Annotated in this window: 11 protein-coding genes; 7 read left to right on the forward strand and 4 right to left on the reverse strand. The window is 29.6% G+C overall.

Features of this window, described 5'->3' with window-relative positions:
• Positions 1 to 38: 38 nt before the first annotated feature.
• Positions 39 to 1,229 carry an AAA family ATPase gene (locus tag ASJ80_RS04400; protein ID WP_069585763.1) on the reverse strand — a complete coding sequence of 397 codons (1,191 nt, stop codon included), beginning with the start codon at positions 1,227 to 1,229 and terminating at the stop codon, positions 39 to 41.
• A 485-nt stretch (positions 1,230 to 1,714) separates the two neighbouring features.
• Between ASJ80_RS04400 and ASJ80_RS04405 the strand changes: the two genes are divergently transcribed.
• The gene (locus tag ASJ80_RS04405) at positions 1,715 to 2,011 is read left to right on the forward strand and encodes a hypothetical protein (protein ID WP_048082527.1); all 297 of its coding nucleotides are present in this window, start codon (positions 1,715 to 1,717) and stop codon (positions 2,009 to 2,011) included.
• 1,468 nt (positions 2,012 to 3,479) lie between these two features.
• Here the strand turns inward: ASJ80_RS04405 and ASJ80_RS04410 are convergent.
• The 3 genes from ASJ80_RS04410 to ASJ80_RS04420 form a co-directional block, all read right to left on the reverse strand.
• Positions 3,480 to 3,986 (reverse strand): hypothetical protein, encoded by a 507-nt coding sequence (locus ASJ80_RS04410; protein ID WP_069585764.1) that lies wholly within the window; start codon positions 3,984 to 3,986, stop codon positions 3,480 to 3,482.
• Positions 3,987 to 4,772: 786 nt separating this feature from the next.
• Positions 4,773 to 5,039 (reverse strand): hypothetical protein, encoded by a 267-nt coding sequence (locus ASJ80_RS04415; protein WP_069585765.1) that lies wholly within the window; start codon positions 5,037 to 5,039, stop codon positions 4,773 to 4,775.
• Between the two features lie 566 nt (positions 5,040 to 5,605).
• Positions 5,606 to 6,316 (reverse strand): hypothetical protein, encoded by a 711-nt coding sequence (locus ASJ80_RS04420; protein WP_069585766.1) that lies wholly within the window; start codon positions 6,314 to 6,316, stop codon positions 5,606 to 5,608.
• Between the two features lie 1,520 nt (positions 6,317 to 7,836).
• Between ASJ80_RS04420 and asnB the strand changes: the two genes are divergently transcribed.
• From asnB to pyrG, 6 genes are all read left to right on the forward strand, one after another.
• Entirely contained in the window at positions 7,837 to 9,315 is a 1,479-nt protein-coding gene (asnB, locus tag ASJ80_RS04430; RefSeq protein WP_069585208.1) for an asparagine synthase (glutamine-hydrolyzing), read from the forward strand.
• Positions 9,316 to 9,367: 52 nt separating this feature from the next.
• A complete protein-coding gene (gene gatC, locus ASJ80_RS04435) occupies positions 9,368 to 9,583 on the forward strand; it encodes an Asp-tRNA(Asn) amidotransferase subunit GatC (RefSeq protein ID WP_069585206.1) in 216 nt (71 codons plus the stop codon).
• A gap of 34 nt (positions 9,584 to 9,617) precedes the next feature.
• On the forward strand, positions 9,618 to 10,106 hold the full coding sequence (locus ASJ80_RS04440; protein WP_069585204.1) for an amino acid-binding protein: 489 nt from the start codon (positions 9,618 to 9,620) through the stop codon (positions 10,104 to 10,106).
• A 34-nt stretch (positions 10,107 to 10,140) separates the two neighbouring features.
• The gene (locus ASJ80_RS04445) at positions 10,141 to 11,163 is read left to right on the forward strand and encodes a homoserine dehydrogenase (RefSeq protein WP_069585202.1); all 1,023 of its coding nucleotides are present in this window, start codon (positions 10,141 to 10,143) and stop codon (positions 11,161 to 11,163) included.
• A gap of 58 nt (positions 11,164 to 11,221) precedes the next feature.
• A complete protein-coding gene (locus ASJ80_RS04450) occupies positions 11,222 to 12,415 on the forward strand; it encodes a cofactor-independent phosphoglycerate mutase (protein WP_069585200.1) in 1,194 nt (397 codons plus the stop codon).
• A gap of 160 nt (positions 12,416 to 12,575) precedes the next feature.
• Positions 12,576 to 14,174: a glutamine hydrolyzing CTP synthase gene (gene pyrG / locus ASJ80_RS04455; RefSeq protein ID WP_069585198.1), complete on the forward strand. Its 1,599-nt coding sequence runs from the start codon at positions 12,576 to 12,578 to the stop codon at positions 14,172 to 14,174.
• Positions 14,175 to 14,176 lie beyond the last annotated feature (2 nt).

Here is a 14,176-nt window from a genome sequence, read left to right on the forward strand (position 1 = left end):
TTATAACATCTACGCATTTATTAGAAAAATACAACTCTTTAAACACTTCTAAATGGAAAAACACCTTTTTCTTCATATTCTTTTTTAAGCCAAGCTTTTAAAATAGGCTCTGCAATATCATAACCTACTTCGTTTAGTTCTATCAATTCTAATTTCTGTAATTTATTTAATGGTTTACTTAATGAACCTGGAGTTATATTCAATTTATTTGCAATGTCTTTCCGTTTAATAGGGCCATTAATAATGGTTGTTATAATATTTTGTTCTTGTAAGGTCAATCTATTCCATTGATTCGATAAATGAACTGCAATTAGTGGTAATGTCCTTTTAAATTCTTTTTTTACTTTGTTTTCATCTAAAAGAATATCTGTTGGAAGTAATTTAGCAAATGTATTTACATAAAATGGTATTCCATTTGTGCATTTGTAAAATCTTTCAAATCCTCCATCATCCAAATTTAGAGAAGGTAATTTTTCATTTAGATAATTTTGTACTGTTTGCTTAGTGAATGGGTGTATTTCTATATTTAACATTCTACCTCCAAAAGCACCATCTTTACCTGCTATTTGTTCAGTTATAGAATCTCTTGAATTTACAGATCCTGAGAAAACATAGGCTACGTTTTTTTGACTTTGAATTACGCTTCTAAGGAACCATAAAAATGTATTTAATCTATCACCCAGATCCTTAAGAACCTGAAATTCATCAATAATGAGAATGGATCCTTTAATTTCATCAGAATGGTCTTCATAAATTAGTTGTGGTAGTTCTAAAACAAATTTTGAAAGCTTTTTATAATCATCTTCTGCTTTAGGTATGGGTATAGGATATCCTCCAGCATCTACAAACTCTCGTATTCCAAAATTTTTTGTTGTCAATTGTCTTTTTACCTTATTTAATATTTTAGAAAACCCCTTATTTTTGCATGATTCCATCCAACATTCATAAAAATGTATCATTATGCCCATTTCAGTTAAGTTACCCATTTGATAACCAGATGTAGCAGACAGATCAGCATAACAAATCAGATAATTATTTTCAAGTTCTTTTTTTATTTTTTTAAGTAAAACTGTCTTTCCTACTCCCCTAATACCGGCTATCATAAGCGTTGGAGCAGATCCAGTAGAAGTTGATTCTAATAATGTTTTAATTAACGAAATATCTTCTTCCCTATTGTAAAATTGTTCATCGGTTAATTCTGCATCTGTTCCCCATGCTAAGTCATCCATATAATCACCTGAGTACCTACTCTTTTTTGTAATATATATTCTATTTTAGATCAGGTACTATATGTAGTGTGTTTTACAATATGTATTCCTTTTTGGATCATGTGTTGTTTATATTTCAAATTAGAATACATGATCCAAAATAGATCATGTATACTATGGAATCCTTTTTACAATATATATCCTATTTTAGATCATATATTTAAATAAAATAATAAAAATTATATTATTTACAATAAAGATAAATTAATTTTTGTACTGTTTAAATCATTTTTAGTATTTTATTTTGATTAATTTTATATTAAATCTATGATTACATGATTTTATAACTTAATAATCCTAATTAATCTAATTATTGTACTGTAAAGCTTTAAAATTTGCATTTAAGCTTTTCTACTTTTCATTAAATAGTATATCTTTTTAATATAGTATGATCTTATAGTACCGTAAGTACTTACAATGCTCAAGTGTTTTAAAGAGGTGTAAAATTGTCTTGCAGAGTAGATGAAAGAAGAATTTTAGCTGCACTAAATCAGCTTGAAAGAAAAACAGGAAAACCAATGCGAAAAAATTTTCTAAATAAAGTCTATCTAAACAGAAAAAAGGATGCAAAACTAACACTGCTAAGTTTTGTGACAAATAAAAGTGAAAGCAAGATTGCAGGGGAATTAATAAGCCAACATATAAAAAATTTTGAAAATGAGAATGGAAGATTAGAAATATTAGCAAAAGAGCTTTTAAAGGTGAGTAAATGTATAAAAGATGTAGGTATTCCTGTGGAATAGGAACTTGCATAGAATGTAAAATTTGCTATCCCCAAAATGATGAGAGTATAAAGAATTACATTAAAAAAATTTTTAGAATGATTAAAACAATGTTCTTTAATTAGAGGAAGAAATTATGAAAAATATTAACTGGTAGAACTGTTATTCAAAAAAGCCAATTTTACATTATATCATATAGCCCATCTTACCGAAAAAACATTAAATTACAATTAAACAATGATGAAAAATGTGTGTGAGTATGGAAAAAAAGCATATTACATTCTATTTTATTTGGAAAATCATTCAAACTCAATTATCTTTAAAATTCTGTTTATTAAATAAAAAGCTGTATTTACTACTATTTTCAACTAATAATCCTTTAAAACCATTATTTTTCTATTTATTTACTTCTATCCGGTTTAATTTTGTATATATGATGTATAAAAACTATCTAATAAGTAATACTAAAATAAATAAAATTAATTTAGTAATAATAATTCATTAAGTTTGTATAATAAAATATGCACAAAATGTTTAACATTTTAGCTAACTTCAGGATAAATCCAACAAAATGTTTAACATTTTAGTAAACTTCTAAATGAACCATGAAAAAGGAAATATTATAACTTCAAATTAAAAATAGAAGGAATTAAAATGTCTAAATATGTTAATAAGCTTTTAAAATTTTATAATGAGCAAAAAGATATTAAACCACCTAAACCGTATATTAAATCATTGAAAAAACTTTTAGAATTTTATGGAGTTAAACCAGATTAAGTTGACAATAGAAAAATGATATAAAAATATTAGTTATGAATTTTTGATATATTTGTTATAGAGCATTTAAGTTTACTTTTTTCTTATAATTTCTTCAATTTGTGGTATGTATCTTGTTCACTTTCAAAAATGATGTTATCAATATCTTGTTCATATGGTAACCTCCTATTTTTTGGTGCAGAGCGGGGTTATGACACCCTTAACAACGCAATTGCTCTACTAATGATTAATGATATGTTTAAAGCAGTTTTTTGTCTTGTTTTGAATTTTTAATGTAAACTGATTGCAGATTATTTTCCGTGATGATTATATTTGGTAAGTTGTGTTATTACTTGCTTATTTGTGTGTTATTACTTGCTTATTATATCAGTAATATAATAAAAACTTTACGATTAGTATTAAATACAAAAATAATATTAATATAATATTTTAATTAGTTATTAATTAACTACTAATTTAAGTAATATTGATAGAATCTATTTTATAATTCTCTTTGATATAATTAAATTTAAAAAAAATTAATGTACAAAATGAAGTAGGAATAGGACTTAGTAATGAAATCTAATAGTTTTTTTAATAGATATAAAAAAATAATTTATATATAATTCATTATATTAATCCAGTTATTAAATAATTAAATATCATCCTAAAAAAGAGCATTTAAATAATTTCAATTTTTGTTTTAAAATAATAAAAGGTATGATTAAGGAAGTTAGTTCCTTAATCTACCATACAATAAACCACTACCTATCATCAATGTTGATAAAACAGCAGGTAATATAGGTAAACCAGTTTTTTGCATAGGTACTGTTTGTCCAGCAGATTTGTTTGCAGCGTTGTTTGCAGCGTTGTTACCACCACTGTTACCTCCACTGGATCCACAGCCATTTCCACAGTAGCCGCTGTAGTATAAGTAGTACATGATTTTCTTTTGGATGATTATGATGGTTGTTTCATCGTCTTTTCCATCTTCTTTTCCATCATCGCCATCGTTTGCATCCTGGCCATCATCTATTTCAGACTGGTCATCACCATCTTGTTGATCATCATTTTCATCAGATTGACCATCATCGCCATTATCTACAGCATCTTGACCTTGATCAGTATCCTGTACAGTTGTGTCGCCTGTACCTGAATCTGTATCTGCTGCAGCACCAAATCCCATTCCAGCACCTATAACCATTACAAATGCTAGAAGTAATACTAATGCTTTTTTCATATTCTTTTCCTCCAGTATTTTAGGCGTAGGGCAGGGTTAGTAAAACTCCATCTATATTTAAGATACCCTACTTAACGATTTATTTGCTTTGAGTCCCTAATTATCTGATTCAATATCAAAAATGGGACATTAAATGCCATTATTTTTTAGTTTTTGTTTATAAGGATCTTCTAGTTAAGGGAGAGATCAATGGATGCGTAAAACTAATTGTGGAAATTATTGATTTTTTAGATTTGATGGATTGTAACATATCTTCCCCTTTGATAGCTGTATTTCTTGCAAGTATCATGTTATTACTATTGTAGCTTATTATATTATTAATATAATAAAAACTTTACTATTTGTATTAAAAGGAAAAATAATATTAATATACCCAGCAGATTAACCAATAAAAAAATAGTAATTTAACTAATATTAAGAAAGCATTTTTTGCAACCCTCTTTAGTACTAACAAATTTAAAAAAATAAAGTTTAAAAAATAGAGTGCAATTAGAAACTTCTAAATAAATTTGATTTATTTTGCAGTAATTATAATGAAATGAACTTTATTTTGTATATTGAAACGTATAAATCAATAATGACCAATATTTCATGAAAATAAACGATTTAAAAGCTAAATCTATTTAATGTTTTGGATAATTAAGACTACTGGGGGAATGTGAAAATAAAAAAGGAGCTTAAATTGTAATTGTACTGTATTTAAATCAGATGAATTGATAAAAAAAGTTTTTAGTATATATTAACAAATTTAAACCTATAAAATTAAAAAAATAAAAAAAATAAGAATTATTTCCTTATTTTTACATATAATGAGCCACTAAGTACAAGTAATATGGATAAAAGTGCAGGTACAACTGGTAAACCAGTTTTCTGTAGTGGCAATGTTTTTCCAGGATCTTTCTGATGATTTGTGTTGGGATCTAAGTTTAGGTTATATGAATCAATAGTTATATTTCCGACATCGTTTGAATCTTGTGCTGCAGCTGCACTAACTCCGAGACTAACATTTATCGTAACGATAAAAGCTAGAAATAAAACCAATGTTTTATTCATGAGGTTCCCTCCCTTAATTTTTTGTGCAGGGCATCATCTTGAAATGATTAAAAGCCCTCAGGCTGGATAACATGTTGGAACTAATTTATTAAAAAGGAAATTTAACCGGCTTAAATTTTTATAAATGTATTTTATTGTATTAAATGAATTTTGGGAGAACTTAAGTTGTTAATACCTATAAATTGTGAAATATGGATTATTTATGCTTTCCTTTTTAACAGGATTATCCATGCCCATTATGTTAATACTATAATTGATTATTATATTAATAATACAATAAAAACTTTCTTATTTTTACTAAAAAAAGGAATAAAAATAGTACAATAATTTAATTAATTTATTAAAGTATAATAATCCTTATAATAAAAATAAAATTTTTATTATCTATTTTTTTAATAGTAAATAAATTAATAAACTGGTTTATGTCAAATAATAAAAAAATATAGATGAAATTTAGAATTAACATATCTAACAATTAAATATCTTTAAAAACCAATAAATTAAACTAAAAGATTTATTACTGTATGAAAATTTTATACTGAAAAATATAAAAATTAAGGAGTGGATTATTTCCTTAATTTTCTATACAATAAACCGCTGCCTACAAGTAATGTGGATAAAAGTGCAGGTACAACTGGTAAACCTGTTTTCTGCATAGGTAATTCATTGGCAGATCTATTTTTATAATTATATTCCTGAATTTCACCGTATATCTGACTAGCTTTGCTACCTGAAGCAAGTTCAGTTCCTGCATTAGATGCAGTATTCACGTTTACATTGTTTATATCATTATTAATGGCTATTTGATTATTTATGTAATTAGCATTGTAACATTCATCGTCATCATCACACCAATCGTCGTTGTCACAGTATTCATCATTACACCAATCGTCGTCGTCACAGCATTCATCTGTATCATGGCAGTTCCACAGCGTATCATAATCTTTATCGTAGCATTTATCGAATCCTTTATCTTTTTTATTCCAGAACCCGTCGTACCAGTTATCTTTGTCATTTCCATGATAGTTGTTTCCATAATCTTGGTCAAAGTTGTTTCCATCATTTTTCCCTTGACCATTATCAGTGTCATCCCTATTTTGATTTATATTATCACCGTTTCCATCATTTTGAGAATTATCAATATTGCTTCCATCATTGGCGGCTGTGTTAATTGTATTTCCAGGATCATTTGTATTTGAATTTAAAGTTGCGCCGAATCCAATGCTGGTACCTGCTACCACAGCTATGGTTAGAAATAAAACCAAAACTTTTTTCATTCAGTTTCCCCCTGTTATTTTTCAGCACAGAATTAACCATTAAATTCTCCAAATCAATTCGTTACTCCTATTAAATTGTTTATTTAGTTAAAATAGGAGTTAAAAATATCTAATTTTTATTATGCACGTAGTGGGACATTTTGTATGATATAAAAGTCCATAGAAAATTAGATGTGGTTATGAAAAAAAATCTCAATTTTTGGTGCATAACATATTTCCAAGATTTTCTTTTTGGTAGTGGTATTCATTGTATCCTTCAATGTAATACTTTAATTAATTATTATATTACATATGTAATAAAAAATTTACTATTAGTAATAATATTTTAAATTATATAAATATACTAAACTAATCATTCAACAAAAAATTAGTAATTTGAACATTATTAAACAAAATTACATTAATATTTTCTTTCGAATTAAGTAAATTAAAAAAAACAAAATTATAAAATAAAATTTAGATAAAAAATATTAAATTAATTCAATTGTTTTTTTGTTATTTATAAGAAAATAGGATATATTTAATATAATTAAAAGATTGTCACGTAATTATCAGATATTTTTAGAATAAAAACCATTAAAATCTTTAAATATTATGATAAAAGTATTAAATAGGACAGTGGGTAAATAAAATAATTAAACATATTAAAATTTTTAATATCGAATATGTAAAATGGTTATGATAGTTGTTTAAATAGCTAATAAAATTCAGTAATAGCCCATATCTTCTGTGGGAAAAAGTAAATAAATATGAAAAATCTACTTCAAATATTGATTTATTATGGAAATATTTTTGACAAGTATTTATAAGAAATTTGTGGATATGCTTTAAATTTTAACTCAAAAATAAACGTTTAATAAGTTGTGTTTACGGAACGAAGCTGAAGAAAAATGCTACGCATTTTTCTCTAACTATGGTTTTCCTTCAACGTCAAAGATGCAAAGCATGCAAAAATCTACGATTTTTGCTGTGTCAAATCAGAGCTTACTAATCTTTGATTCGTGCCCCAAAAATTCTTTGAATTTTTGAGGGATTTGACAACATTTTTGATGTTTGCGAAACTATGTTTCGCAACCGGAAAAAATTAGAAATTTTTTCCATGCCCCAAAAAATCATTGATTTTTAGAAAATACGCAGTATTTTCTAACCTTTGGAAATCTTTGATTTCCAATGTTTGCAAATTGAAAATTTGCAACCGTAAAAAATCGGAGATTTTTTACATGCTCAAACGCTCCGCGTTTGACAGTCCCAAAAAATTCATAGAATTTTTTGAGGTTGAAGAAAATCTCCTTGAGATTTTCTGAACACTCGAAAATTTTTATATAAATTTTCGGTGTTTGTGAAGCAAGCTTCACAACCGTAAAAACCGAATGTTTTTACATGCCCCGAAATTCTATGAATTTCGAGGGCCCAAAAATCTAGATTTTTGAGGATTTTGAGGGAATTTTCACATGTTATTTACTATAAAATAAATACTAATTTGAGGAATATTTTTAATTTTTTAAATTGGGAAGTTGAGTATGTGCGGAATAGCAGGAGTAATGGGAACAGATATATCAAAAAAACTATATGATATGCTTATCTCTTTAAAACATAGAGGTCCTGATGGAACCGGCGTTTTTGTAGATGGTGTTACATCTTATGGAAATTTAAATAATTTAGAAATTTCTGAAGGATCATTTGGACTTGGACATAATTTACTTTCTATAGTTGGGTGTGAACCTGATTCACAACCCATAGTCTATGATAATTATGTTTTAGTATGTAATGGGGAAATATACAATTTTAAAGAACTTAAAAACAAGTTTAATATAGATTTTAAAACAGATTCTGATTGTGAAATTATTATAAGTCTTATTAAAATCTTTTATGAGGGCTCACTTTACGATGCAGTAATAAAAACCATTGAACAATTAGATGGAGATTATGCATTTGCGGTGTATGATGGTAGAAACTTTGCAGCAGCGCGAGACCCTGTTGGGGTAAAACCCCTTTATTTTGGAGAAAATGATGAAAAAATTTTTGCATTTGCTTCTGAGAAGAAAGCACTCTGGAAAATAGGTATAACCGATGTAAAAACACTTCCACCAGATTCAATGTTATATAATAAAGAACTGGTAAAAATAAACAATAAATTAAATGAAAATGTTAATATACAGAATTTAGGAAGCCAATCTAATTTATCTAAAGAGACACTAAGAAAGCAGTTAAAGGAGCTTTTGATAACATCTGTAAAAAAGAGAGTATCCGGACTTTCTGAAGTGGGTATACTTTTTTCAGGGGGCATAGATAGCACAATAATTGCCAAAATAACAAATGATCTTGGAATTAAAACGCGCCTTTACAGTGTTGGCCATAAAGATTCTGCTGATCTTAAGTTTGCAAGGAAAACTGCTGAAGAAATGAATTTATCTCTTAAGACTAAGGTAATAGATGTAGAAGATGTCAGGGAATATGTGATACCTGTATTGGATGCAGTAGAAGAATTCAATATTATGAAAATTGGAGTGGGAATGCCGGCATATATTGCAGCAGAAATGGCACATGAAGATAATTTAAAAGTCATCCTTTCAGGACAGGGAGCAGATGAACTTTTTGGAGGATATAATCGTTATTTAAAGTTCTATGAGGAGAAAGGTGAAAGGGCACAGGAAGACTTGAAGAATGATATTTTAAACCTGTATCATGTAAACTTACAGAGAGATGATGCTGTCACTATGGCAAATTCAATTGAACTCAGGGTGCCTTATCTTGATCCCGATATTATAAATATTGCTATGAACATACCTATGAAATATAAAATAAATAGAGGCGATACCCTGAGAAAATGTATCCTCAGGGAAATAGGCGCTGAACTGGGAGTACCTGAAGAAATCGTAAAGAGGCCTAAAAAAGCAGCTCAATATGGATCAGGTATCCACAAAATACTCGTTAAGAAAGTTTTAAAGGAAGAATCATTTAGAGATATAGAAAAAAGATTCAATAAATACAGTATTTAAATTAACAAATAAAGTTAAGTTTATATATTTAACTAATTTAGAGGGGAAAAACATGAAAATAGAAAAAGATGCTGAAAAAATATTAGAAAAATTTCGGGAAGCCCTTCAAGACATTCCTGAACTTGAAGAAACTCAATATATTGTTGATAATGTTAATCTAACGCGTCCAGATTGTGGAAAAGATAAAAACCCTGAAAAAATTCTTAGAAATGCAGAACTGGATGAAAATGGAAATATTATTGCAGAAAAAGGAAAATGGGTAAAATAAAAACCGTTTATCCTTTTTAATGAGGTATGATGGAATGAGGTTAAATTTGGTTTTAGAACTTTTAGATATCCCTGGACAACTTACTGATGCTTTTAAGCCTATTAGTAGGCTTGGGGCTAATATAGTCACTGTAATTCACCAGAGGGATGTTAAAACTGAAAGGGGTACAATACCTGTCCAAATTACAATTGAAGGAGATAAAGATACATTGGACAAGGTTATAGACTCTCTTGAAAGTCAGAATATTCAGATAATGGAAATAGATGGTGTTTTAAGGAAAGAAAAAATAAGAACAATCTTTATTGGAAATATCGTTGAGAAAGATGTTAAAGATGCACTTGGCAGGCTTAATAACATTGAAGGTGTAAGAGTAATTGATTTTAATTTAAAAATTGGGGATGATCCAGAAAGATCAGCATCTAAGATCATCCTTGAAGCAGATTCCGGTAAAAGAAAAGAAATACTGGGAAAAATAAAAGAAATTGGAAAATCTAAAGGATTTTTAGTTATAAATGAAGTTTAGACGTTGATTCGCTGCTACTTAGGAGAGTAAATAAATGAAAATTTGTATTTTAGGTTTTGGTGCAGTTGGAAAGGGTGTAGTAAAGGCCATTTCCCTGAAAAATGATAGATTTAAAGAAAAATATGGATTAGATCTTAAGGTGGTAGCAGTTACAGATACTTCAGGAGCTGCAATCTCTAATAAGGGGTTAGATCTTGATTTACTCCTTGAAATTAAAGAAAAAACTGGAAAGGTTTCTAATTATCCGGGATATGGAGTTTCTGGAATGTCAAATATGCAGGTACTTGAGAATGCTGAATATGACTGTCTTGTTGAAGTAACTCCTACTGATATCTGCAACGGTGAACCTGCTAAAACACATATTTTAAAGGCATTTGAGGACAAAAGAGATGTGGTTACCTCAAATAAGGGACCTTTAGCTTTATACTTCAAAGAACTAAATGAATCTGCAATGAATAATGGAGTTCAGTTTAAATTTGAAGCTTCAGTAGGTGGGGCAATGCCAATTATAAACTTTGCCCATGAAACTCTGTCCAGCTGCGATATAGATTCTATAGTGGGAATATTAAATGGTACAACTAATTATATACTCTCAAGGATGGCTAAAGAAGGTTCATCATATGAACAGATTTTAAAAGAATCCCAAGAGCTGGGAATAGCTGAAACTAATCCTGCACAAGACGTTGAAGGTATAGATGCGGCCTGTAAAACTGTAATTCTTGCAAATTCACTTATAGGTAGAGATGTGAGTTATAAAGATGTGGAAGTAATTGGAATATCAAAAATTACTCCTGAATCTATTTCTCTTGCCAAAAATGAAGGTTATCTCATTAAATTAATTGGGGAAGTATCTGGAGATGTTCTTGAAGTTTCACCAAGACTTGTAAGGGAAGGATCTCCTTTTGCAGTAGACGGTACACTGAATGTGGCGACACTTAAAACAGATCTTGCCGAAGATGTAACTGTTGTTGGAAAAGGTGCAGGGCCACTTGAAACTGCTTCTGCTATTTTAAGTGATATAATAAGTATTTACAAGATTAAACAATGCAACGGGTAAACCAACTAAAATAACACGATATCAGTTTGGATCAATATTAACTTGGAGACTTTTAAAAATGAAATACGTAGTTGTAATAGGAGATGGAATGGCAGATTATCCCCTTGAAGAATTAAATAATAAAACTGTTCTTCAAGCTTCTGTGATTCCCAATATGGATTTTATAGCATCTAATGGTACAAATGGATTACTTAAAACCGTTCCTGAAGGTATGCTGCCGGGGTCTGATGTTGCAAACCTTTCGATAATGGGTTATGACCCTAAAAAATATTATACTGGAAGAGGGCCGCTTGAAGCGGCAAGTATAGGTGCTGATCTTCAAAATGGAGAAGTTGCTTTTAGATGTAATTTTATAACAGCAAAAGATGGAAAATTAGCAGACTTTAATGCAAATCATATTTCTACAGAAGAAGCAAAGGAGCTTATAGATACTTTAAATCAGGAATTTGCAGAAATTGGAAAATTTTATCTTGGTGTAAGCTACAGACATTTGTTTGTAATGAATGATGTGGAGTCGGCATCTTTGAAATCCACTCCTCCTCACGATGTAGTTGGAGAAAACATTGAAGAAAACCTTCTAAAGCCTTATGATGATAAAAATGCTGAATTGTTAAATAAAGTCATGTGTGACTCGGTGAAAATACTGGAAGATCATCCTGTAAATAAAAAAAGAACTGTAAATGGTAAGTATCCTGCAAATATGATATGGTTATGGGGACAGGGAACTAAACCTAATATGGATCCGTTTATTGAAAAATATGGATTAAAAGGCGCTACCATTACAGGTGTAGATCTCATAAAAGGTCTTGGATCTTATCTTGGGCTGACTAATATCAATGTTCCGGGGGCAACTGGTTATTTTGACACGGATTACAGTCAAAAAGCGAATTATGCAGTGGATACATTAAATGACCATGATTTAGTGTTTGTTCATGTTGAAGCTCCAGATGAAGCAGGCCATGCTGGTGACATCACAGAAAAGATCAAAGCTATAGAAAGTATAGATGAAAAGATCATTGGAAAACTTCTCGATGAACTTCCAAAATTTGATAATTATGCTATTTCTATACTGCCTGATCATGCGACCCCTATATCTGTTAAAACACATACAACTGATGCAATTCCTTATGCAATGTGCTCTACAAATGGTGTTAAAGACAATGTCAACCAGTATAATGAATTTTCAGCAAAAATGGGTTCTTTGGGCACCATTGAAGGGCATAAATTTATGAAAAGTTTTTTGGATATTTAAACTATAATTTTAATATCCCTATTATTTGTTAGAATTAATTTTAGAGCATTCCATTAATGTTATAAATAATGCTTTATAAATCCAGATTGTAGATTATAATTTTTAACTCGATATAAGATTTTTAATGATATACATCGATATTAATTAGGAGATGGTTTAGCTGTCAAAATATATAGTGGTAACTGGTGGAGTTGTAAGTTCAATCGGAAAAGGAATAACTGCAGCATCAATTGGTAGGATATTAAGGTCATATGGGATTGATGTAACTGCAATAAAGATAGATCCTTATTTAAACTGGGATTCAGGAACGCTTAATCCGTATCAACATGGGGAAGTGTTTGTTACAGAAGACGGTATGGAAACTGATTTAGATTTAGGGCATTATGAAAGGTTTTTAGACGTAGAACTCTCCGGTGATTCTAATATAACTACAGGTAAAGTTTATTCATCTGTTATTGATAAGGAAAGGAAAGGAGATTATCTTGGATCATGCGTACAGATAATTCCCCATATAACTGACGAAATTAAGTCAATGATAAGAAAAATTTCAAGTAAAAGCGATGCTGATGTAGTTTTAGTTGAAATAGGTGGAACTGTTGGGGATATAGAAAGTCAGCCGTTTTTAGAAGCTGTGAGACAGCTGCGTAATGAAGAGGGGCATGACAATGTAATGTTTGTCCATGTAACCTATGTACCTTACCTGAATGCTGCTGGTGAATTTAAAACTAAACCTACTCAGCACAGTACTAAAGAATTAAGAAGTACGGGTATTATTCCAGATATGATAATTTGCAGGTCTGAATTATCTATTGATGCTCCCCTAAAACAAAAAATAGCTCATTTTTGTGACGTTGAAAGAAATGCTGTTATAAATTGTCCTGATGTTAGTTCAATTTATGAAGTTCCTTTAATTTTAAGTAAAGAAAATGTAGGGGAATATGTACTTAAAAGATTAAAAATGGAATCTCGACAGCCAGACCTTAAAGACTGGCAAAAAATTGTGAAATCCTTAAAAAAAGAGGAGCCAGTAGTAAATATAGGAATTATAGGGAAGTATGTAGAGCTAGAAGATGCTTATATAAGCATCAGAGAGTCTTTAAAACATGCAGCTGCTAATATTGGAGTTAAAGTTCATATAGACTGGATAAATGCTGGAAATTCACTTGATACTAACAAACTTGGGGGATTGGATGGACTACTTATACCCGGCGGTTTTGGTGAGAGAGGTATCTCTGGAAAATTAGAGGCGGTAAAATATTCAATAGAGCAGAAAGTCCCACTATTTGGAATTTGCCTTGGAATGCAGTGTATGGTAATTGAATTTGCAAGATTAAATGGTTTTGAAGATGCAAACAGTACTGAATTTGATCCAGAGACTAAAAATCCTGTTATTGACATCATGCCTGAACAGATAAAAGTGGAATATATGGGCGGGACAATGAGGCTTGGTTCTTATCCATGTAATGTTAAAACTGGAACACAGGCATATGAAGCTTATCAAAAAAAGTCTGTGGATGAACGACACAGGCATAGATTTGAATTCAACAATGAATACCGTGAAATATTGCAGGAAAAAGGTTTAATAATTTCAGGCGTATCTCCTAATGATTTACTTGTTGAAATGATAGAACTTAAAGATCATCCGTGGTTTTTAGGCTGCCAGTTCCATCCAGAATTTAAATCAAGACCAAATAATGCTCATCCTATCTTTGTATCATTTATGAATGCATCATTTGAAAATAAAAAGAATAAATCTTAGGC

The sequence above is a fragment of the Methanobacterium bryantii genome, from assembly GCF_002287175.1.
In the GTDB taxonomy this organism is placed as follows: domain Archaea; phylum Methanobacteriota; class Methanobacteria; order Methanobacteriales; family Methanobacteriaceae; genus Methanobacterium_D; species Methanobacterium_D bryantii.